This window comes from Microcoleus sp. PH2017_05_CCC_O_A (assembly GCF_020738785.1).
GTDB lineage: Bacteria > Cyanobacteriota > Cyanobacteriia > Cyanobacteriales > Microcoleaceae > Microcoleus.
Genome location: NZ_JAEQCB010000037.1, coordinates 1 through 22,751 on the forward strand (window position 1 = coordinate 1; position 22,751 = coordinate 22,751).

A 22,751-nucleotide genomic window follows, 5' to 3' on the forward strand; every position below is an offset into this window, starting at 1 on the left:
CCCACGATCGCATACCACAAACTCACCATCAAACACAAACTCGCTAAATGCTGAGGCATCAAAGATTTAATCGATCGCTTGGCAATTTTCTGAGTCACAAATATCGTCACCAACAATGATACAATTAAAGTTAGACCTTGCAAGAAACTAATCACCGCCGGATCTCCCACAAAACTCGGCAAATCATCTCTAATTTGTCCGAAAGTCGCAAAAGCTACGGGAATCACTCGCCCGCCTTCCTGCAAACCCAATCGCCAATAGTGAGCCAAACTACCGCCCCAAACTAGAGGTAGATATCCGTAGGCGAGACAGACAAATGAAAGGGGTTTAGTAATTTTAAATGGGATACTTTCTGCTTTTCCCAATCGATAAATTGCTTGCATGACTGCATAGGCAAATAACGGAATCATCGGCGGGATAATTAACACCGCGATTGACATTCCTAAATGTGGTAAAAATTGTTCTAAATTGATGCCCAGCCCCAACAAAATATTTATCTCCGGCAAGCGGTGGATATAAATTCCGCCTAATAATAGAAATAATAGTGCAACTTCATAACCGTGGGGAACGTGGGTAGTCCACAATTCAATTCCGGGAGGGCGCAGATTTAATTCTACCGATCGATGCGGACAAGCTTTTAAGCAAGTCATGCACAAGACGCAATCTTTATTATCGGTTAATTGGGCGGGATGGGAATAAACCGGACATCCATTCGTAGTTAATCCTTCCCCAAAACCTTTGCCTCCTTTATAGCAATGGTAGGTGCTGCATTCCGCCGCGCAGGTTCCTTGTTGGGCGCGCAGTTCGATAATTGAGAGTTTAGCAAATAATCCATTCATACCCCCGATCGGGCATAAATAACGACACCAAAACCGCCTCTCGAATATTAGCGAAAAAATTACCGCGCCCGCCGTAATTAGCAATAACAAACAACTGGATAAATAGGCAGTATTTTCTAAATTCCACAACTCTTCCCACAGAAATATCAAAGTAAACATTCCGAAGAGAAACCATCCGCCCCATTTTTCGGCTAATTGGCGCGGCCATTTATTGAGAGTTCGTGGGAAAATTTTCAGCGATAGTTTCTGGACGATTTCTCCATAAATCATAAAAGGGCAAAAAGCACACCACAATCTCCCGATGATGGGGAATAATAATAAAATTAACGGCCACCACCAAGCCCAAAAGATATTTAGGGCAAAATTATGCTGTCGATCTTGGGGAGCAACAAACAGGATAGTTACCACTAATGCAAATACCCAAGTGGTAAACCAATAATTCACGCGATCGGGATACCAATCGCTACGTAAAAATTGCCGAAATTTGGGATATATCTTGAATAAATTGAGTCTAAATTTTTGTTGCTTTGCCGCCTGCGCCCAAAAGACTTCTTCTGTTAATACCTGACTTCCTTGTGCTTGAACTAAAGCGCGATCGACCATTCCCTGCAATTCCTGCAAGTTTCCCGGAAAATCGTAGGCTTGCAAGCGGCGAATTGCTTCCGGCGTGACTTGGGGCTTGACTAATTTCTTTTGGCGACAAAAGATGTTGAGATAATAGTTGACTTGTGCTTCTAAATCTTCTTTACGCACCCGCAATGACGGTACTTTAATCTTGTGTTGCGTTAGCTTATCTAGCTGGGGTTGGACGATTTCTGAGATTAAAATTATTCGGGCATTGCTAGAACGCGGTGGCCGCGGTATTTGTCCTTCTCTGACAACTGGTGTATAGGTTCCCTGGCTTAATAGTTGCTGAATTTGGGGGCTTAATTGAGCGGGTAATTCTTGAACGTCATTTAAAATTAACGTCCCTTCTCCCAACCATTCCAACAACCCTGGCTTACCGCCCAAACGCCCGAATAATTCTGCTCCATTGCTCTGAAGCAAGGCACTTTTGATCTGAATAATTGGCTCGTTGCGGCGACTTGAACCGAAATGAATTAAAGCGGCTAAATTATCTTTTTCTAAACCGGGTTCGCCAGAGATTAATACCGATCGCGCGTCACTCGATGCAGTGCGAATTTGTTGCCGCAATTTTACCGCATAACGGCTATTCCCAATGACTCCCCGTTTCGCCTGCGGTACTAGATAGCTGCGGAGGGCATTTTGACGCTCTTTTTCGTAGGCGATTTCTGCTTCTAACTGCTCTAATTTCGCAGCCAAACGTTGGGCGTAGGCTTCGACAATCTGCGGATATCTTTCTAGTAAATTGCGCCAGCGATCGGCACTAATGACCCAAAATTGACATTCTGTACGAGTAATAATTCTACTATCCGCAGCTTGCGATCGCTGGAGTGCCGATAAATTGACGATCGCCCCCGGTAACAAACTACTCCCCCACATTAAACCCGGTTGTTTGCGGCGGTAGCGATCGGCTTGTCCTCTTTCTAGGATGTAGAGATTGGTGACTGGTGTATCTTCGATTACCACTCGAAATCCCGGGGGAAAAGTTGACATGGACATTTCCAGCGCGATCGCCTGTAAGATATCGCGGGATAATATGCCTAATTCCGTGTTCTCTTCGAGCCAGTTAACTAATGTTTCGGTAGACATCGCTTAGCGCCGGCGAAAGCCGAATCGTGGTAGTTGGTGTAGGATATATCATTGTGCTACATCAATCAATATTAACTGCTGGAACTAGCCTTTTGAGTTTTAGTGTGGTGTGAATTTTTTCTCTTCAGTATAGGCGATCGACACTCCCAGTTCTAATATATTTTTTCTACGCATCCTCGGGCAATCTGCACGTGAAAACGTTTCCCCAGTCGCTGAGGTTGCCATCCTAAAACGATCTCGCAAACTCCACTTGCGGCAGCAATATTTTAATAATTCGCCAATGTTCATCAGCATCATTTCGGTGGCGAAAACGGGAAAAAATCAAGCGTTGCAATTTCGGTCAAAGTCGGTAAATCATCCACCGGTAAAGCTGTTGTTTGTAGTTGTCTCTAAGTTATACTGAGGATTGCAGTCATTTACTGTAGAGTTTGAATAAATGCAGGGCAAATTTTTTCGCAAGCCAGAATCAGATAACAGCGATCGCGTCCCCCCGGGTCAATACCTCGCCAACGGCTTTCCCGTTCTGACTTACGGCGATACACCCTCCGTCAGCATTGAGACTTGGGAATTTAAAGTCTGGGGATTGGCAAAACCAAAAACCTTCACTTGGTCTGACTTCCAGGCCATGCCCCAAAGTAACTTTACTGCGGATTTTCACTGCGTCACCCGCTGGTCAAAACTAGACGTGCAGTGGACGGGAGTCAAAGTCACGGATTTTATGAACAGCATAGAAGTCGATCCTAAAGCCCTCCACGTCCTGGAACACTGCTACGGCGGCTACACTACTAATATTGCGATCGCCGACTTCCTCCGAGAAGAAAACTTTTTCGCCCACACCGTCTTCGGCGAACCGCTATCCCCCGATCACGGCGGCCCGATGCGGTTGGTAGTTCCGCACCTCTACGCCTGGAAAAGCGCGAAATGGATTAACGGCCTGGAGTTTACAGAAACCGAACAACTCGGTTTTTGGGAACGCAACGGCTACCACCGCAGGGGCGAACCTTGGGCTGAGGAACGCTACAGCGGTCTTTTTTGATGCGATCTGACGATCTATCGCGAATAGGGCTTGCCAAGCGCATCTATATATGGTATTTTCTGATGGAAATCTGCTTTTTGGCAATTTTCAAAGCAGAAAGCCCCTCTCGATCGCATCTTTGGGATCCATCACGGTGCGGGCTCTGTGTTGTTCAACCACAAGACCTAAACCCAACGATCGCAGTTTGTCAGTAATTTACCCGAGCGATCGACTACTTTAATTCCCATACGCGAGTCGGAAACAACAAATATTCCTAGTTTCTGGATTAATAGAAAACTTTTATAACTGTTAGATTCCCAGACAGTGACCCTGCCCAAAAACAGGTACCGTCCCACGTGCACGAGCGTCAGGGTACAAGCCAAAATTTTCTACCCGAGTTCAATCTCCCAGATTCAATCGTGCAACTAAATCTAAAATCTAAAATCTAAAATAGACTGACAGTGTTTGTACCTAAGTGTTGGCTGTTAAAGATTTAGACTTGGAAGAAAATTAAAAATTAGGATAAACTCACCGAAATCTATGTTGGGGGTTAGCGCTCGCATGACCGCGAGTGCAAGGTTTATAGCCCTAATTTTTATAATTTTTGGTGTGTATTTTTAGGGAGCGATCGCCCGCTTACCGATTGGCTCGACAGCATTTATAAAGGTATTGTAAAGGCTTGATAAAGAGTTGGTCAAAATTCACATAAAGTGAAAAAAACAAACACAAACTATCAGATAATGAAATTATTAATTAATTATTGCAACACAAGGAATCAGGTCATGAATACCAAACTCTTATCCGCCCTAACAGCTACCGCAGTCGCCACCGCTTTGTTAGGGGCAGGATCTCCAGCCCAAGCCTTCTCCTTTGGTACCAACGGTATCACCTTCGCCAACAATACAGATGTCAAGTTTAACTTCAAAGAGTCTCACGGTGGCTACACTTCCTCTTTGGGAATTTACAGCGTGGGCTCGGTGACATCTCTAGTTAGCACGCTGTTTTCGGAAACTAAATCCTCTGACAATGGCGACCAGAACGAATGGAAAGGATCTTTGGGCAATACAGTCTTGGGTTCGGGAACAGCAGTATTCACATTCCTGGCAAATCAAGTTTACACTTTGGGACTCAACAGCGGCGATGGCGGCACTGTCTACTCGACCTCGGCATTGAACGCTGGCACCCAACAAGCCGTGTTTGGCGGATCCTCGTTGTGGACAGCGCTCGGCAGAGAAACAACAAACGCTTTCCAAGCTGCTGGAAGCTATACAAATGGAACAGCTTCTCTGTCTAACGGAGGCACTCTGATCTCCTTTGACGATCGCGGTGGCGGTAACGACGCAGACTTCCAAGACTTCACCGTCAGCGCAGAAGCAGTTCCCGAACCGATTACCATGACTGGTTTGGCTCTCGGTTTGGGCGGCTTGGTTGCAGCCCGCCGCCGCCGCGCTAGCAAGACAGTTTGATAATTTTTTGAAACGGAACGATCTGTTCAATTACGTTTGACAAAAAAAGCATAAAATTTTCAGGCGCGCTGATGGGAAATCGGCTCGCCTTTTGCTTGAAGAAAGAAGTCATTAGTCAGTAGTCATCAGGAATAAGGAAGAAAGAAGAAGGAAGAGGGAAGAGGATGTTTCGCAGGGAGAATCTCTGTTTTGCATTTGTAGTGCTGTCCCCACTCGCTTGCTTAGGATCGCAAATTAAATAACTTACAATTTTAATTGTTATTGTGGGATGGGCGTCCCGCCCGTCCAAAAAGCACGGGCGGGACGCCCATCCCACAAACTTGTGGAAGTTATTTAATTCTCATTCCTTATAAAACAATACGGTTGACTTAAGAACAATCTGACTTTCAAGAAATGCCTGTATTGCCTAGAAAATCCTGAGATGACATTCGTCAAAAAGCGTTAAGTCAACCGTATTGGCTTATAAAATACGCGATCGGGGACAGCACTAGAATAAAAAATGCTTTTTGCAAAAATTGAGATGCTCCCATCTCCCCATCTCCCCCTTTCCCTCTCTCCCCCTCTCCCACTCTCCCACTCTGGCAGTAGCTTAGGAATGAGAATTAAATAACTTACAATCTTTATTATTCTTGTGGAATGGGCGTCCCGCCCGTCCTTTCTGGACGGGCGGGACGCCCATTCCACAAACTTGTGTAAATTATTTAATTTGCGATCCTTAATTATGCGTCGCTAGCTGAATTTGACGCAGAGTTGTTCGAGGAGCGTAAGTCATACAACTTTACCGGTACGGGTTGAGGAATTTTAATCTCCGCTCGATCGCACGCGGCTAGAATCGCCACCACAGCCCTGGTTTTTGTCCGTCGCACCTGTGAAAAGTTCCGGCAGCGTCCAATAACGGACAATCAGATGCAAAGAACCATCGTTAAGACCTGAAATATCTACTTCTGGGGTTGGTTGCGAAAAAACACCTTCGACTTCGGAAATAGCTTTGACCAAGGTTTCAATTGCCAAGGAAGGTTCGGTATCGTAGTCCAAAATTAAAGGCAAGTCAGTTCGCCTGTGCGGCATGGCTGTGAGTACCCGCACTGAATTGGTAAAGACGATCGCATTCGGCACAATCACTCGCTCTCCCTGATAAGTCATAATTTGAGTCGATCGCATCGAAATCTCTTCAACAGTACCTTCAAAGCCTTCTACAACTATCTGGTCGCCTAATTGAAACGGTTCGTGCAACAGCATCAAGATGCCTGCTAAAAAGTTTTTGAAGATATCTTGGAAGGCAAAACTAACAGCTACTGAACCCAATCCTAACAAACCGATGATGTCTCCGGGACGCAAAGCCGGGAAAGCAATGACGCAGGCGATCGAACTGCCAGCCGCCCAAGTGAGGGCAAAGGCTATCTGCACCAAGAGCGATCGCAAGGATAAACTTTTGACAGTCTGTTGAGTAGCTGCCGAGACTGCGAGGCTAACAAACTTTGCTGCCGTGTTCGTCAGCACAATAACTACCACAGCCGCTGCTATTGAAGGCATTGCCTCGATCGCTTGACCCAGCAGATTTAACAAGCTAGTTTGGATTTGTTGAATTATGGCGCCCATTGTTAAATTTGAACTAAAAATTTTTAAGTAAATATATCGATCGCTGGCTAATTTATTATTTTGCCTGACCCTCGTTTATGCTATATTCAACAGACAATGATATCCGAGATGTCATATGTACTGCTGAGTTCATTCCCCGGAAAAACAGAAAGATGAATTTTGATTTGCAGCAACTGATTAAAACCTTCGGCTATTTGGGAATTTGGGCTATTGTGTTCGCAGAATCCGGATTGCTGTTCGGTTTTTTTCTGCCGGGAGACAGCTTGCTATTTGCTGCTGGAATTGTGGCGTCGGGGCCAAACTCTATGAATATTTGGACGCTAATTTTTGGGTGTTTTGTCTGCGCGGTGGCTGGCGATAATGTGGGCTATGCAACTGGACACCGCTGGGGCCGTCGCTTATTTAACAAGGAAGATTCCTGGCTGTTTAAGAAAGAATATTTAGATAAAACCGAAAACTTCTACGAAAAACACGGCCAAAAAGCAGTTGTACTGGCGAGATTTATGCCAATTGTCCGCACTTTTGCACCGATAGTGGCGGGAGTGGCGGCAATGAAATACAAAACTTTTATGTTTTACAACCTGATCGGCGGGTTTGTGTGGACGGTGGGGCTGACTCTACTCGGTTATTTTTTGGGAAAGATGATTCCTCCGGACAAAGTTGACCAATATTTACTGCCGATTGTTGGTGTAATAATTGTACTTTCTTTTGTGCCTTCAGTTATTCATATAATTCAAGAACGCCGCGCTAACAAAAAAGATTGATGGCGAGGAGTGCGAGACTGGTGTGTGTCAAAAAGGTCGATCGGGCACAATATCTATAAATCGGGGAACTTGCAGCGACCTAGGTTAATCTGGTACAACTAACAAAGTTGAATGATTTCTGGGAAATAACATAAATGGTAGCTACATCCGTCAAAATTAAACACGAAGTCAAAGACTTATCCCTCGCCCCGTTGGGCAAGCAACGTATCGAGTGGGCCGGCCGCGAAATGCCGGTATTGCGTCAAATTCAAGAACGCTTCGCTAAAGAAAAGCCCTTCGCAGGCATCCGTATTTCAGCTTGCTGCCATGTCACCACAGAAACAGCTCATTTGGCGATCGCCCTGAAAATGGGCGGTGCAGACGCTGTACTCATCGCCAGCAACCCCTTGAGCACCCAAGATGACGTAGCAGCTTGCCTAGTTGAAGACTACGGCATTTCCGTCTTCGCCCTGAGAGGAGAAGACGCGGCTACCTACGAACGTCACGTTAACACAGCCCTAGATCACCGTCCAAACATCATCATCGATGACGGCAGCGACGTGGTAGCAGCCCTGATCCAGCACCGCCCCAACCAAATTTCCGACTTGATCGGAACTACCGAAGAAACCACCACAGGCATTGTACGTCTGCGGGCGATGTTGAAAGATGGCGTGCTGACTTTCCCAGCCATGAACGTTAACGACGCCGACACCAAGCACTTCTTCGACAACCGCTACGGTACCGGTCAATCTACTCTAGACGGCATTATCCGCGCTACCAATATTTTGTTAGCCGGTAAAAATATTGTAGTTGCAGGCTACGGTTGGTGCGGCAAAGGCACGGCACAACGGGCTCGCGGCATGGGCGCTAACGTAATTGTCACCGAAATCGATCCGATTCGGGCGATCGAAGCAGTGATGGACGGTTTCCGCGTGATGCCAATGGACGAAGCAGCCACCGTCGGAGACATTTTCATCACCGTCACCGGCAACAAACACGTCATTCGTGCCGAACATTTCGACACCATGAAAGACGGCGCAATGGTTTGCAATTCCGGTCACTTCGACATCGAAATTGACCTCAAATCCCTCGGTGCAAAAAGCACTGGCGTGAAGACAGTACGTTCTTTCACTCAAGAATACCGTCTCAATAACGGCAAGTCGATTATTGTCTTGGGCGAAGGCCGTTTGATCAACTTGGCAGCCGCCGAAGGACACCCTAGCGCCGTGATGGATATGAGCTTTGCCAACCAAGCTTTAGCCGCCGAACATCTTGTCACAAACAAAGGCAAACTAGAGCCAGGTATTCACTCAATCCCTGTGGAAGTTGACAGAGAAATCGCGCGTCTCAAATTGGAAGCAATGGGTATTTACATTGATACCTTGACTCCCGATCAAATTGAGTACACCAACTCCTGGACTTCGGGCACTTAATCATAGTATTGAGTTGTAGCGGCAATCCCATTGCTGGCAAGTTAATGTTAAACCGATAGTCTTTCTTGTTTGTGTCGAAGTCTAGATCCCCCCTAACCCCCCTTAATAAGGGGGGAACCGGAATCTTCTCAAAGTCCCCCTTCTTAAGGGGGATTTAGGGGGATCTAGACTCAGGTAAAAACGACATTTCTCAGGGCTTTCAGTCTTAAGTTGTCACCAATGGGCAGAGCCTAGGAACGAGCAAACTACTGACTAATGACTACTGACTACTGACTACCTATTACCAATTATTAAATCAAAATGGTTGAATGGATAACTAACACAATGCAGTCGATGGGCTATCTCGGCATTGCACTGTTGATGTTCTTAGAAAATTTGTTCCCGCCGATCCCCTCAGAATTGATCATGCCGCTGGCAGGATTCACCGCATCGAAGGGCGATATGGACTTAACCCTGGCGATCGCAGCAGGGACAATCGGCACCATTCTCGGAGCACTTCCCTGGTACTATGCCGGCAAATTATTGAGCGAAGAACGCTTGAGAAATTTAGCAGACAAATATGGCAAATGGATTACAGTATCCGGTGCAGATATTGACAAATCAAATAGATGGTTTAACAGACACGGCAACAAAGCCGTATTTTTGTGTCGCCTCGTACCGGGAGTTCGCACTCTGATTTCCCTGCCCGCCGGCATCAACAATATGGCTTTAATCCCGTTTTTAGTCTACTCAACAATCGGCACAATTTTGTGGGTGAGTTTCCTCACTTTTGCCGGATATAAATTAGGTGAAAATTATGCACTTGTAGATGATTACCTCGCTCCCGTTTCCAAAATAGTTGCCGTGACTATTGTCATCGGCTTTATTTTGTGGGTTGTGAAAAAGAATATGCAGAAGGAAAAATATCGCAAATAAAGACATCATCAAAAGAATCTGCGTTTATCTGCGTTCATCTGCTTTGCTGTGCGGTAAAAAATAAAGTCATCCAAATTTTTGGCAATTATTTAGAAAAATTTGAGGTTTAGACAGATAATCGTGGCAAAATAAGGAGAATTGCTATCCGCACTGTTAAGATATGTACGAAAAGATTGTAGCCCCCACAACTGGTTCTAAAATTACATTCAAAGACGGTTCGCCGATCGTCCCCAACGACCCAATTATCCCCTTCATACGCGGTGACGGTACGGGCGTAGACCTCTGGCCAGCATCCCAGAAAGTCATGGATACTGCCGTAGAAAAGGCTTACGGAGGCCAGCGGAAAATCAACTGGTTCAAGATTTACGTAGGCGACGAAGCCTGCGATGTCTACGGTACTTACCAGTATTTACCCCAAGATTCCCTAGATGCCATCAAAGAGTACGGCGTCGCCATCAAAGGCCCGCTGACAACCCCAGTAGGTGGCGGAATTCGATCGCTCAACGTAGCATTGCGCCAAATATTTGACCTCTACGCCTGCGTGCGGCCCTGCAAATATTACGATGGCACCCCATCGCTGCACAAAACTCCCGAACTGCTAGATGTAATTATTTACCGGGAAAATACAGAAGATATATACCTGGGAATTGAATGGAAACAAGGCAGTGAAATCGGTAACAAACTAATTGAATACCTCAACAATGAGTTAATTCCTGCAACGCCAGAACACGGCAAAAAACAAATACGCCTCGATTCTGCGATCGGCATTAAACCAATTAGCAAAAGTGGTTCTCAGCGTTTAGTGCGGCGGGCAATTACCCACGCTTTGCGGTTGCCAAAAGATAAGCAGCAAGTAACCTTGGTGCACAAAGGCAACATCATGAAATACACCGAAGGAGGTTTCCGAGATTGGGGTTACGAGTTGGCAACCACCGAATTTCGTGCTGATTGCGTAACAGAAAGAGAGTCCTGGATTCTCGGCAACAAAGAGCACAATTCCGAGATTAGCTTAGAAGAAAATGCCCGCCAAATAGATCCGGGCTACGATGCTTTGACACCCGAAAAACAAGCCGTAATTTGTAAAGAAGTTGCCGATGTTCTGTCCGCAATTTGGGAAAGTCACGGTAGCGGAAAGTGGAAAGAAAAAATCATGGTCAATGACCGAATTGCTGACAGTATTTTCCAACAAATTCAAACTCGACCAGCCGAATATTCAATTTTGGCGACGATGAATTTAAACGGCGATTATTTGTCAGATGCTGCCGCAGCAATTGTCGGCGGATTGGGCATGGGCCCCGGTGCGAATATTGGTGATGAATGTGCTGTTTTTGAGGCGACTCACGGCACTGCACCTAAACACGCCGGTCTCGATCGAGTTAATCCCGGTTCCCTGATTTTGTCGGGAGTGATGATGTTAGAATATATGGGATGGCAGGAAGCGGCAGATTTGATTAAGAAGGGTTTGGGCGCGGCAATTTCTAACGGTGAAGTTACCTATGATTTGGCAAGGTTGATGGAGCCGCCTGTACCTGAGTTAAAGTGTTCTGAGTTTGCTGAAGCGATTATTAAGCACTTTGGTGATTAGGTTTGAGGGATTTTTTTGAACGGGCTAGAAGCCCGTTCCACAAAGAAAGAGTGAAGTTGATTGTGGGGTGGGCTTCTAGCCCGCCCAAAACCAGAATATTTGATTGTGGGGTGGGCTTCTAGCCCGCCCAAAACCAGAATATTTGATTGTGGGGTGGGCTTCTAGCCCGCCCAAAACCAGAATATTTGATTGTGGGGCGTTGCTCCTAGCCCGCTACAAAAAGTGCTATTTTTGTATAGCTGGAACAGCCATACCGCGCTCAACGGCGGGACGCTTCTGCAAGTTTTCTACCCAACGTTTGAGGTGGGGATGGTTGTCGAGGGTTAATCCTTGAAATTCGTAAATAGCCACCCACGGATAAGTCGCGATATCCGCGATCGAATATTCGCCGCAAATGTATTCGTATTTTGCTAGTTGAGAATCTAATACTCCGTAGAGGCGCAAGGTTTCTTTTTCGTAGCGTTGAATTGCATAGGGAATTTGTTCGGGTGCAAAACGTCTGAAGTGGTTTAGTTGTCCGAACATTGGCCCGACGCTGGCCATTTGAAACATCAGCCACTCCATGACTTGAAAGTATTTGTGTTTGTCGGTGGGCAGAAATTGGCCTGCTTTTTCGGCTAGATAGATCAGGATGGCGCCTGACTCGAAGACTGTAATGCTGTTATCGCGATCGACTATAGCGGGTATTTTGCTGTTGGGGTTGATGGCGATGAATTCCGGGCTAAATTGGTCGTTTTTGCTGATGTCTATGACGTGCACGTTGTAGGGTAAACCTATTTCTTCGAGCATGATCGAGACTTTGCGGCCGTTCGGTGTGGTAAAAGTGTAGAGGTCGATCATAATTGACAGTTGATAGTTGACAGTTGACAGTTGAGGACAAGGTTTTTAAGACTGGAATTTATACCCTGTTCTAAAAACTTGGGGAATCCTGGGAACCCGGATGGGAAACCCTATTTTTTGGTATGATTATATTATAGTGATTTAAGGCGTATGATTAATAATAATGAATATTCTGGAAATTCTTAAAGATGACTACCGCAGATTTCCTGAAAATCAGACTTACAGCATTTATGCAAAAGATGTTTATTTTGAAGACCCAGTAAATCGATTTACTGGAGTCGATCGCTACCGAAAAATGATCGGGTTTATGGGAACTTTTTTTCAACAGATTAAACTCGACTTGCACGATATTTCTCAGTCTGGAGATACTGTACAAACTCGCTGGACTCTGAGTTGGATCGCGCCTCTACCTTGGAAACCGAAAATGGCGATCGCGGGTAAAAGCGAACTGAAGGTTAACGGCGACGGTTTAATCGTTTCCCACATCGATTACTGGAACTGTTCGCGGTTGGATGTGCTGAAACAACTAATATTTGCGATCGACAAATAACCGCCTGTAAGTAGCCTGTAGGGTGTGCACTGCGAGCGGGTTGAGCTTGTAGGGCGCTCTTTTGGAGGACTGAAGTCCTCACTACAAACTTTCTGCCTGCGATCGGGGTTTTTAACGGATATTCGAGGTTTGAAGTAAGTTTTTTGGTTGAAAACCGCGTTTTGGGCGATCGGGCTATTGACCTTAGCCGATATTTGTGTTACAAATATACTACACAGTAGATCGAGTTAAATATATTTAAACAAAAATGCCCTACGAAAAATTAGAAATATCCACCCCAAAACCAGTATTATCCTGGGCAAATCACGCCCTGGGCGACAAAGAGACCAAGATGGCAACCAATGTAGCATCTTTGCCCTTTGTATTCAAACACGTCGCATTAATGCCCGACGTACATTTAGGAAAAGGAGCTTTAGTCGGTTCAGTAATTGCCACAAAAGAAGCAATTATTCCGGCTGCTGTGGGCGTGGATATTGGTTGCGGGATGATGGCCGTAAAAATGCCATTCAGCGCCAACAAATTAGAAGGCAAACTCAAACAAATTCGCCTCGATATCGAAGCAGCAATTCCCGTCGGATTTGCAGAAAACAAAGAAGTCGAAAAATCTGTCACCAACTGGCAAAGATGGGGCGATTTCAAGGAACTGCATCAAGGAGTCCAGCACCAAGATAATAAAGCTTTAAAACAGTTAGGTTCCCTCGGCGGCGGCAATCATTTTATTGAGGTTTGCGTTGACACCGAAAACTCGGTTTGGCTGATGCTGCACTCTGGTTCGCGCGGTATCGGCAATCTGCTAGCCCAACACCACATCGACACTGCCAAAGACTTAGCTAAACTCGCAGAAATTAGTTTGGCTGACAAAGATTTAGCTTATTTTGTAGCGGGTACGCCGGAGTTTGCTGCTTATTGGCACGATTTGCAGTGGGCACAGGATTATGCGAGTTTTAATCGCGATATCATGATGAATCGGTTTAAGAAAATTGTGGAAAAGCATCTCGCGGGTGGCAAAGTTACGAAGCCGCTGTTGCAGGTGAATTGCCACCACAATTATGCGGAAAAAGAGGTGCATTTTGGGGAAGATGTGTATGTGACTCGCAAAGGTGCTGTGCGCGCGCAAGTTGACGATTTGGGGATTATTCCAGGTTCGATGGGGGCGAAATCTTTTATTGTGAAGGGCAAAGGTAATGTGGAAAGTTACTGTTCTTGTTCTCACGGTGCGGGGCGATTGATGTCTCGCAGTAAGGCGAAGAATGTATTCACTCTCGATGATTTTGTGCGGCAAACTGAGGGGGTTGAGTGTCGAAAAAATGAGGAATTTTTAGATGAAATTCCGGGGGCTTATAAGCCGATTGAGGAGGTGATGAGTCAGCAGTCGGATTTGGTGGAAGTTGTGGCGACTCTGAAGCAGGTGGTTTGCGTCAAGGGGTGATGGGGGAAGTGGGGAGAGATTTTCAGCCTATTTTAGGGTTGAAGTTTTGCGATCGTCTCCTCTTTCTTCCATGCTACAATATTGCTCAACTGCAACAATTTAAATATTTTTAGCAATTTGAACAAAAAGAATTAACTTATGAAAATTATTTCACTCCAATTAAAAAATCATTTTTTGGGTTGGGATTTTGATGAAATTAAATTTTCATCCAATTTAACTCTTTTAGTTGGCATATCAGGTGCAGGCAAAACCCAAATCTTGCGTGGAATTATCGATTTAAAACGTATAGCCAATGGAAAAGCTATCAATGGATTGGAATGGAAAATCATATTTTCTACTGTAAACGGCACTGAATTTATTTGGGAAGGTGGTTTTGATACTGTTGAAACCAATGAACTAAATTTTGACGATCCTGAAAAAGAAAACCCAGATGAAAATGAAAAACCATCATTTATTTATGAAAAACTGATTTCAAAAAATGAGGTATTATTTGAGCGGAATAAAGAGGATATAAAATTCAAAAATAGCCAAATACCAAAGCTTTCTTCACATCAATCAATGATGTATTTATTAAAAGAAGAAACTGTTATAAAAGAAGCTTTTGATGCTCTAAATAAAATAGAATATCGCGACCATACAATCAACGGTCTGCGTCTTAGAAGCTCAAAGCAATCTTTGCACTCGATTAAAAACAAATATCAAACCTTAGAGAGCATAGTAAATAGCGATGAGGATATTAGAACTAAGCTATATCTGATTTATGAAAATAAGTTAGATATTTTTGAAGCAATTAAGTCAAGATTCATTGATGTTTTTCAACAAATCGAAGATGTCAGAGTTGAGCCTTTTAAAACAGACGACTTGTTCAAAGGATTTGCTGATATATTTGTCCCTGTTATTTCTATCAAAGAGAAATCTGTGCCTAAATGGATTAGGGAAGATAGGATGTCTTCGGGTATGTTACGTACAATTATTCATCTTGGCGAAATTTTTCTCTCAAATGAAGGTTCGGTAATATTGATTGATGAATTTGAGAATAGCTTAGGAATTAATTGTATTGATATCTTAACTGATGACCTGATTCATGAAAATAAAACCTTGCAATTTATTGCCACAAGTCATCACCCTTATATTATAAATAATATTCCCTATGAATATTGGAAAATTGTTACTCGACAAGGCGGACACATTAGAACCTGTAATGCCTCGGATTATCATCTAGGTAAATCTAAACAAGACGCATTTATTCAGTTAAACAAAATTCTCGAAAAACAATCGTAGTATGAATTTGTATTTTGTATTTGAAGGAAAGACAGAACCGATTGTTTATAAAAAGTGGTTATCTGTGCTGCTTCCAGAGTTGACGGAAGTGGATAGTTTTGATGCGGTAATTCAGAATAATTATTATTACGAAAGTGATATGGGCGTTCCTAGTTGCTATAGAGTTACTGCTAATGCTATCCAAGAAATAAACCTATTTCCTCAATATAATTACTTGGTTTTATTCACAGACGCAGATCGTTTTACAGTTTCGGAGAAACAAGCGGAAGCTGATGAGCAAATTAAGTCGGAATTAAAAGATAAACCTTTTCAATCTCTACCGGTAAATTGTCAACTCGAAGTTATTGTGCAGAAAGTTTGTCTGGAAACTTGGTTTTTAGGAAATCGAAAATTTTTTGTGAGAAATCCACAACATAATGAAATTTTGAAGCAATATATTAAATATTTTGATGTCTGTCAAGATAATCCTGAAGATTTAGCGAGCGAATTTGTCCAAAATGCGGAAAATACAAAGGAAATTTTCGGATATAAAACAAAAGCTCTGTTTCATGAAGGTTATCTTAGAGGAATTTTTAAAGAACGTAGTTTGGCTTCAAAAACGCATTTATCTTATAGTAAACCTAGACCGAGAGAAGTGCAAGAAGAATATTATCTTAAACAACTCATCGCAAGAGTTGAGGCAAATTCAGATCATTTACTGAATTTTCAAGATTTTATAAGTTTTTGTTTAAAAATCAAGGGGCAATTAAATAAATAATACATTATCTCTTTATATTTTAGCCGTTTCGATGTGAGTATTTAATTATTATAGTGGGCTTTTATCCACTTAAGTATTGCCCCAATTAAGTTCTATTTTTTGGCTGTTTGTTGGCGTCAGGGTGTCATGCGTTCGACGCGGTTTCGTTTCTGGTGGCAAATGATGGCGATCGCTCTGATTAAACCTCGTCTATTCTACGATTACATGACTGTTTTAGGCCTAGGCGAACATTTCTTTAATTACCGTCATGAAGTGAAAGCGCAACTGCTGCAACAGCTAGAAACCATCGATCGCCCAAAACAGCAAAAAGTGCTGGAACCAGTTTCAATTGTTTAAATCGGTTTCGCCCTTGAGATCGTGTTCGATTTAGCGATCGTCAGATCTCGATCGAGGCGGGGCGGGTTGACAAGATTTCGGATTTGTGCTGGATATCTTGGCGAACCCGCCCTACAAAATCGTGGTATCGATCGAACGCTATTTTATTCCCAATATGTCTCCCAATCATTTTTAAACGCTTGTTGCAGTTTTTTCATGTAAGCCATAGTTTTAATCTTGACCATCCAGATACTGTTAGCCTTATCCTTTCCTTTACAAACAACTCCTTCGGCTACACCGTATTTTCCTTGACGGACTTCATCGATAAATTTGCCTGTCAACTTTCCGCGATACACAACTCTGGCAATGTTTACTAAACTGAAATCTCGAAGGAATTGCTCTGGATCGACAATACCTCGATCGCCCTGCACGTCTAACAGCACCAAATTTTTGGGTTCCTCCTGTTTGTGCATTCCTGCAAATGAGCTAGCACCAAAAAACTCTGTAAATACCGTGATTTCTGGGCTGTGATATTCTGGGTTCGCCTGAAATACAACTTCCAGAGATTTCGCGAAGTCTCTGACGAAAATCTGCGGCGCTTCCTCCAAACCCGGATGTGCAGCGTTAAATTCTGCAATTCCCCGATCGTCTAAATCAAATCTGTCGCGACGTGTTCCAAACGCATACCAGCCCAGTTGCTGTTCCCAAACCCAATGCAGATTAGTGCCATCGTACTTTTCAAAGGCTGTGCACTTATCTAATGGAGCGTTTTTGCTGTCGGGAATTTTGGGATAGGCAAGTTGGATTTTTGTCACTTTCTTGACTTGCTTTTGATGCTGAATTTAAGATCGTAGTTTATATTATCTTCGGTTAGTTAAGCGCGATCGAGGTTTTGGTAGTGAGGAATGCGAGTTTTTGGATTTATGCGGACTGAAGTCCTCACTACAAACCTATTTTTTGGTTATTGAACCGGGGATTGTAATTTTCCCAAGCTATTTCCTAACAGGCCATTTGCTGCCACTCTCTTTCTAGCAAGCGCAGTAATCTTTCATCACCTTTGGCTGTGGCTACTTGTTTCCGCCGATCGAGAATATTGCAAATATGCACCCGGTGAACTTGCGCCAAATCCGCAGCAGTTGGTGCAGATTCAACCGCCGCGCAAGCTACGCCAACTGTTGTGACATCCTGCTGGGCTTGAAAATCTCGCTTTGTGGTAGAGTTGATACCGCCGTATTTTTTGGGGACAGCCAGGTGTCTCGGATACCGATAGTTCCAGTCTTGACCCCGATATTTGCCCGCCACTTCGCCTTCGATCATATCGACTGTCGGAATGTCGTACTCGTAGTTGGCACCGCGATAAGTGAGTTTCATATTCTTCGATCCTTATATTGAGATAAAAACGATCGTCAGTCGATTTTAGATTTACTTCACAGATGAATCTGGTAGCTGGGACTTTCGTCTAAAATTTTGCGATCGACCCTCATGAGTGTCCCGGCTTGTACCCGTTTTTGGGCGGGGTCAGGTCAGGTTTGCTTTTTGTTACCTAAAACTTATTTAGTTTCTGTATTCAATTATACTGTTTATTAAGTAAAGCGCGCTTATTTACAAAAATTAATATTTTGAGGGTGAGAAGGCAGGAAAAAACCCGCCATAGCGGGTTTAATCGAGCTTTGACTAATTCGATCGTACTCAGAACGAAACGGATCGAGATCCGAAGAACTACCCGACTGTCACTTGATCGGTTTGCACGCCCGTCGCACCCTCTTCAGCAGAGGCAATGGCCACCAACTTGTCAAGAACTTCCTGACTGGGAACTTGACCCTTGAGAACAACCGTGCCGCTGAGCTGAGCAACCCAAACAGTCTCGATATCAGCAACTTCTGAATCGCCGTCAAAAGCCAAGGCCACCCGCTTCGCCAGGCCGCTTTCGTCAAAATTTCCGTCTGGGCCGACTTTAGCAGGAGCAATCGATTGTGCTTCGGCAGCTTGCTGTACTACTTCTGCCATTGGTTGAGCCTGCTCTTCAGGCTTTTCCATTCCAAACAGTCTTTTAAACCAACCCATAGAAGTTGAGTCTCCAGAAAATACACTTTTTCCAAGATAGCTCTAGAATTCCAAAAGAATCGTAATTGTTGCAAAACTAAGCGAAATTTCTGAAAATGCTTTTTCGACCGACTTTCAGAATCTAAAATCTCCAATGGTATCCCTATGTTGATGTTACTTTTTTATGTCGGGGACGATCGCTATGCCCTCGATAGCAGGCGCGTAGTCGAAGTAGTTCCCACTGTCACCTTGAAAAAACTCCACAACGCGCCGGAATACATTCCCGGCTTGTTTAACTACCGGGGACATCTCGTCCCGGTCATTGATTTGTGCCAAATGATACAGGGGAGAGCCGCCCGCGCTTACTTGAGCACGCGCATCGTCTTAGTCAATTGCCAGTTTCCCAATACTTCTGAGGGAAACAACGACAGTTTGCACGGCCCCCTAATTTTAGGGCTGATGGCGGAACGGGTGACAGAAACTCTCGACAAACCGGAAACCGAATTTGTTAGTCCCGGCATTAAGATTGACAGCACTCCTTATTTGGGAGAAATGATTGCAGACGATCGCGGTATGATTCAATTTGTCAGGGTAGAACATTTGCTGCCTGAATCCCAAAAAACTTACCTGCTTCCCCAGCAGGAAGACTGAGATTTAGTCATTGGTCATTGGTTATTGGTTATTGGTTATTGGTTATTGGTTATTGGTTATTGGTTATTGGTTATTGGTTATTGGTCATTGGCAATGGGTAATTGGTCATTAGTCATTAGTCATTGGCAATGGGTAATTGGTCATTAGTCATTGGCAATTGGTAATTGGTAATTGGTAATTGGTAATTGGTAATTGGTAATTGGTAATTGGTAATTGGTCAACTGTCAACTGTCAACTGTCAACTGTCAACTGTCAACTGTCAACTGTCAACTGTCAACTGTCAACTGTCATACGAGCTAAAATCAATGACACAAGTAGCAATTGAAGCTCTACTCAGACAAAAAATTGGTTTAGATGCCCTGACTATTGGGTCTAATACAATTACTAGAGCCGTTAACCGTCGGATGGAAGATTGCAGTTTAACGGATATCAGTATTTACTTGACAAAATTGCAAACATCCGCTCCAGAATTGGAAGAATTAATCGAAGCTGTCGTGATACCGGAAACTTGGTTTTTTCGCGATCGCGAACCTTTTGTTTTTTTGAGCCGCTACGCGCTTTCGGAATGGTTTCCACAAAATCCCGGCAAAACCCTGCGCGTGTTGAGCCTTCCTTGTTCGACGGGAGAGGAACCTTACTCGATCGCGATCGCCCTACTAGATGCTGGTTTAAATCCGATCAACTTCAGCATCGATGCGGCAGACATCAGCAAAGTTGCTCTCAAAAAAGCCCAGCGCGCAGTTTACGGCAGAAACTCTTTCCGCGACAAAAACTTGGATTTTCGCGATCGCTATTTTACTCCGCTGCCGGGAGACCTTTATCAGTTGAACGACTTGGTGAGAAGGAAAGTTAATTTTATTCAGGGTAATATTCTAGATAGCTATTTTTTATCTAACCAACTTCCTTACGATGCAATTTTTTGTCGCAATGTGTTAATTTATTTCGATCAAACAGGCAGAAATCAGACCATTCAACTGTTAAATCGATTGTTAAACAAAACAGGAATATTATTTTTGGGTCACTCAGAAAGCGGGCAGAAACTGCCTCCTCAATTTGTCTCGGTGCGTCATTCCCTAGCATTTGCTTACCGCAAAACAGATATTCCATACAGCCCGCAAGTTCAGGTCAAAAAAGAGCCGACTAATATCAGTTATTCGCGGATTGTTCGAGAGTTTAAACACGCGGGAAATAGGGAAAATCTTCGCAGCGATCAGTTGCCAAGTATTAACAGTAAATCCTCTACTTCCCATCAAAAATATCCGAGAGAGAATGAGAATTCGGGGATTTTGCCAATTCGGGCGATCGCCCCACCACCAGATCCTGCTAAGTCTGCGAGTGCGGATTTAGACGCAGCGCGACGTTTGGCCGATCGCGGACAATTGCAGGAAGCAGCCAAACTGTGCGAAACTTACCTCAGTCAAAATCCCACGAATGCTGATGCTTACGTCTTATTGGGCCAAGTTTATCAAGCAAGGGGCGATCGCCAACAAGCTGAGCAATCTTTCCAAAAAGCAACTTACCTCAAGCCGGATCACTATGAAGGACTAATTCACCTAGCTTTGCTCAAAGAAGAGCGAGGAGATATTGCCGGTGCTGCGATCGTCCGCCGGCGCATTCAGCGAATGGAAAAATAGCCTAAGAATTCAGTTGACAGTTGACAGTTGATAGTTGACAGTTGACAGTTGAGGGCGACCTCTACCTACAAGGAAGAGGATTGGAGTAATTAATAGTCTGAGTTTAATTTCTCCCTCAAAGGGAGAGGCTTTCAACCAATTCTTTCTGGTAATAACTGAGAATCGAAGCATGGACAATATTTTTAAGCATATGACTTTGCAAAGACGCATGATCGCTGCGTTTGTGTTCATGGGGGCGATCGTGCTTGTTGTAGCTTTAGTCGGCGCCAGCGGAAATTTTCGGCTATCCGGGCACCTGAAATCGATCGCCAACGATGCTTATCCCAGCACCGTCGCTTTGTGGAAAATCAACGAAGGACAAACACAGGTGCAGTCTTCCGATCGGATGCTGCTCAACGAAGCAATCAATGCTGACCAAAGACGCCGAGAAATCGCGAGAATAAATAATGCTTGGAATCAGATAAATCAAGGTTTTCAAGAGTACGATAAACTTGGGCGCAACGAGGAAGAAGACAAACTTTATCAAAAATTTAAACCGCTGTGGCAAAAGTGGACTGAGGCTCACAAAGAATTCCAAGAACTCAATAAAGAATATGAAAGAATAGGCATTGTCAATCCCCGGCAAATCCAAATTGATTTGCTCAAACAGGGTAAAACTAAATCACCTGAACTAGCAACTGCTGCATCAGCAGTTGAGGTGCTTAACAGAATGAACGACAAAGCTTTGAACGAGAAAGTAATTACATTTCAAGCTGCGACAGAGGGAATGCTGGAACTCCTGAACTACGATCGCCAATTAGCAGCAGACTCAGGCAAAGCTGCCACCGAAGATATCAGTCAAACTCGGTTCTGGGTGATTTTAGGCACGCTGCTGGGCCCTTTAACGGCCGTACTGTTTGGACTGTACTTTAGCAATACGATCGCCAAACCGTTAGGGGCTAAAATTGCCGGAGTGGTGGATGTAGCAGAGAAAATGTCGATCGGCGATTTAACAGGAGAAGTTCATGTCAGCGACACCAAAGACGAAATTAGCAAATTGGAGAACTCCTTCCGCAGCATGAATCGCGGTTTGGCCGGATTAATCAAACAAGTGCAAACATCGGGCATACAAATCACTTCATCAGCCACCCAAATAGCCGCTTCTGGCAAACAATTAGAAGCCACAGTCAACGAACAAGCAGCATCCACCAACGAAGTTGTAGCTACTGCCAAAGAAATCGCAGCCACCAGTGGTAAACTCGTAAAAACGATGGATGAAGTTTCCCACATGGCAGAGTCAACTGCCCGCGAAGCTAGCACAGGTCAAAAAGAGTTAGTTCGCATGGAGAATACCATGAAAGTCTTGGGAAATGCTACCATTTCTATCTCTAACAAACTCGGAATCATTAGCGAAAAAGCCAACAATATCAACAGCATTGTTACCACGATTACAAAAGTAGCCGATCAAACTAATTTACTTTCCTTAAATGCAGCGATCGAAGCCGAAAAAGCCGGAGAATACGGCATGGGTTTTGCCGTCGTCGCCCGCGAAATTCGCCGCCTAGCCGACCAAACAGCCGTTGCCACACTCGATATTGAAAACATGGTTAAAGAGATGCAGTCAGCCGTTTCTACTGGGGTGATGGAAATGGATAAATTCTCCCATGAAGTCAGCAAAGGGATGGAAGATATTCGTAACATCGGCGTGCAATTAGCCGAAATTATTCAGCAAGTACAATCTCTCACTCCCCGCTTCGATTCGGTAAATAGAGGCATGGAAGCTCAATCGGAAGGAGCTCAGCAAATTAGCGAAACTATGGCGCAGTTGGCCGAAACTTCCCTGCAAACGGCTGATGCTTTGCGGGAAATCAATAGTGCGATCGGCCTTTTGAACGAAGCAGCCCACGGGATGCGCCACGAAATTTCGCGATTCAAAGTCAATTGATAGTTACTCACACCCAATA

The 22,751-nt window shown here is 44.2% G+C and carries 20 protein-coding genes; 14 read left to right on the top strand and 6 right to left on the bottom strand.

Going from position 1 to position 22,751, the window contains the following annotated elements; genetic code table 11:
* A partial coding sequence (locus JGK20_RS10880) for a sigma 54-interacting transcriptional regulator (protein WP_293230405.1) occupies window positions 1-2,552 on the bottom strand: 2,552 nt, incomplete at its 3' end.
* 436 nt (window positions 2,553-2,988) lie between these two features.
* Here JGK20_RS10880 and JGK20_RS10885 point away from each other — a divergent pair.
* Together JGK20_RS10885 and JGK20_RS10890 are read left to right on the top strand one after the other, a co-directional pair.
* Complete coding sequence (locus tag JGK20_RS10885; RefSeq protein WP_293183905.1) at window positions 2,989-3,588, top strand: sulfite oxidase-like oxidoreductase; 600 nt, start codon at window positions 2,989-2,991, stop codon at window positions 3,586-3,588.
* 761 nt (window positions 3,589-4,349) lie between these two features.
* Window positions 4,350-5,033, top strand: a complete 684-nt coding sequence (locus JGK20_RS10890) for a PEP-CTERM sorting domain-containing protein (RefSeq protein WP_293183908.1) — start codon at window positions 4,350-4,352, stop codon at window positions 5,031-5,033.
* Between the two features lie 801 nt (window positions 5,034-5,834).
* Here the strand turns inward: JGK20_RS10890 and JGK20_RS10895 are convergent.
* Window positions 5,835-6,632 (bottom strand): mechanosensitive ion channel domain-containing protein, encoded by a 798-nt coding sequence (locus tag JGK20_RS10895; protein WP_293183911.1) that lies wholly within the window; start codon window positions 6,630-6,632, stop codon window positions 5,835-5,837.
* A gap of 152 nt (window positions 6,633-6,784) precedes the next feature.
* Between JGK20_RS10895 and JGK20_RS10900 the strand changes: the two genes are divergently transcribed.
* From JGK20_RS10900 to JGK20_RS10915, 4 genes are all read left to right on the top strand, one after another.
* Entirely contained in the window at window positions 6,785-7,396 is a 612-nt protein-coding gene (locus tag JGK20_RS10900) for a VTT domain-containing protein (protein WP_293190606.1), read from the top strand.
* A 134-nt stretch (window positions 7,397-7,530) separates the two neighbouring features.
* The gene (ahcY, locus tag JGK20_RS10905) at window positions 7,531-8,808 is read left to right on the top strand and encodes an adenosylhomocysteinase (RefSeq protein WP_293183917.1); all 1,278 of its coding nucleotides are present in this window, start codon (window positions 7,531-7,533) and stop codon (window positions 8,806-8,808) included.
* Between the two features lie 300 nt (window positions 8,809-9,108).
* Window positions 9,109-9,723 carry a DedA family protein gene (locus tag JGK20_RS10910; protein ID WP_293183920.1) on the top strand — a complete coding sequence of 205 codons (615 nt, stop codon included), beginning with the start codon at window positions 9,109-9,111 and terminating at the stop codon, window positions 9,721-9,723.
* Between the two features lie 160 nt (window positions 9,724-9,883).
* Window positions 9,884-11,308 (top strand): NADP-dependent isocitrate dehydrogenase, encoded by a 1,425-nt coding sequence (locus JGK20_RS10915; protein WP_293230408.1) that lies wholly within the window; start codon window positions 9,884-9,886, stop codon window positions 11,306-11,308.
* 225 nt (window positions 11,309-11,533) lie between these two features.
* Here JGK20_RS10915 and JGK20_RS10920 read toward each other — a convergent pair whose 3' ends face one another.
* Window positions 11,534-12,148: a glutathione S-transferase N-terminal domain-containing protein gene (locus tag JGK20_RS10920; protein ID WP_293190605.1), complete on the bottom strand. Its 615-nt coding sequence runs from the start codon at window positions 12,146-12,148 to the stop codon at window positions 11,534-11,536.
* Between the two features lie 163 nt (window positions 12,149-12,311).
* Between JGK20_RS10920 and JGK20_RS10925 the strand changes: the two genes are divergently transcribed.
* From JGK20_RS10925 to JGK20_RS10945, 5 genes are all read left to right on the top strand, one after another.
* A complete protein-coding gene (locus JGK20_RS10925) occupies window positions 12,312-12,698 on the top strand; it encodes a DUF2358 domain-containing protein (RefSeq protein ID WP_293230410.1) in 387 nt (128 codons plus the stop codon).
* A 247-nt stretch (window positions 12,699-12,945) separates the two neighbouring features.
* On the top strand, window positions 12,946-14,127 hold the full coding sequence (locus tag JGK20_RS10930; RefSeq protein ID WP_293197933.1) for an RtcB family protein: 1,182 nt from the start codon (window positions 12,946-12,948) through the stop codon (window positions 14,125-14,127).
* Window positions 14,128-14,265: 138 nt separating this feature from the next.
* Window positions 14,266-15,408 carry an AAA family ATPase gene (locus tag JGK20_RS10935; RefSeq protein ID WP_293230413.1) on the top strand — a complete coding sequence of 381 codons (1,143 nt, stop codon included), beginning with the start codon at window positions 14,266-14,268 and terminating at the stop codon, window positions 15,406-15,408.
* Window position 15,409: 1 nt separating this feature from the next.
* On the top strand, window positions 15,410-16,165 hold the full coding sequence (locus tag JGK20_RS10940; protein ID WP_293183934.1) for a hypothetical protein: 756 nt from the start codon (window positions 15,410-15,412) through the stop codon (window positions 16,163-16,165).
* Between the two features lie 99 nt (window positions 16,166-16,264).
* Window positions 16,265-16,501, top strand: a complete 237-nt coding sequence (locus JGK20_RS10945) for a DUF4070 domain-containing protein (protein WP_293183936.1) — start codon at window positions 16,265-16,267, stop codon at window positions 16,499-16,501.
* Window positions 16,502-16,644: 143 nt separating this feature from the next.
* On the opposite strand, the gene JGK20_RS10950 is transcribed toward JGK20_RS10945, so the two are convergent.
* From JGK20_RS10950 to JGK20_RS10960, 3 genes are all read right to left on the bottom strand, one after another.
* The gene (locus tag JGK20_RS10950) at window positions 16,645-17,295 is read right to left on the bottom strand and encodes an RNA ligase family protein (protein WP_293183938.1); all 651 of its coding nucleotides are present in this window, start codon (window positions 17,293-17,295) and stop codon (window positions 16,645-16,647) included.
* Window positions 17,296-17,479: 184 nt separating this feature from the next.
* The gene (locus JGK20_RS10955) at window positions 17,480-17,851 is read right to left on the bottom strand and encodes a DUF4278 domain-containing protein (RefSeq protein ID WP_293183940.1); all 372 of its coding nucleotides are present in this window, start codon (window positions 17,849-17,851) and stop codon (window positions 17,480-17,482) included.
* A 348-nt stretch (window positions 17,852-18,199) separates the two neighbouring features.
* On the bottom strand, window positions 18,200-18,544 hold the full coding sequence (locus JGK20_RS10960) for a BON domain-containing protein (protein ID WP_293126189.1): 345 nt from the start codon (window positions 18,542-18,544) through the stop codon (window positions 18,200-18,202).
* Between the two features lie 144 nt (window positions 18,545-18,688).
* Here JGK20_RS10960 and JGK20_RS10965 point away from each other — a divergent pair, with 144 nt between their 5' ends.
* From JGK20_RS10965 to JGK20_RS10975, 3 genes are all read left to right on the top strand, one after another.
* The gene (locus tag JGK20_RS10965) at window positions 18,689-19,174 is read left to right on the top strand and encodes a chemotaxis protein CheW (RefSeq protein ID WP_293230416.1); all 486 of its coding nucleotides are present in this window, start codon (window positions 18,689-18,691) and stop codon (window positions 19,172-19,174) included.
* 305 nt (window positions 19,175-19,479) lie between these two features.
* Window positions 19,480-20,808, top strand: a complete 1,329-nt coding sequence (locus JGK20_RS10970; RefSeq protein WP_293230419.1) for a protein-glutamate O-methyltransferase CheR — start codon at window positions 19,480-19,482, stop codon at window positions 20,806-20,808.
* A gap of 169 nt (window positions 20,809-20,977) precedes the next feature.
* A complete protein-coding gene (locus tag JGK20_RS10975) occupies window positions 20,978-22,732 on the top strand; it encodes a methyl-accepting chemotaxis protein (RefSeq protein WP_293206711.1) in 1,755 nt (584 codons plus the stop codon).
* Window positions 22,733-22,751: the final 19 nt, after the last annotated feature.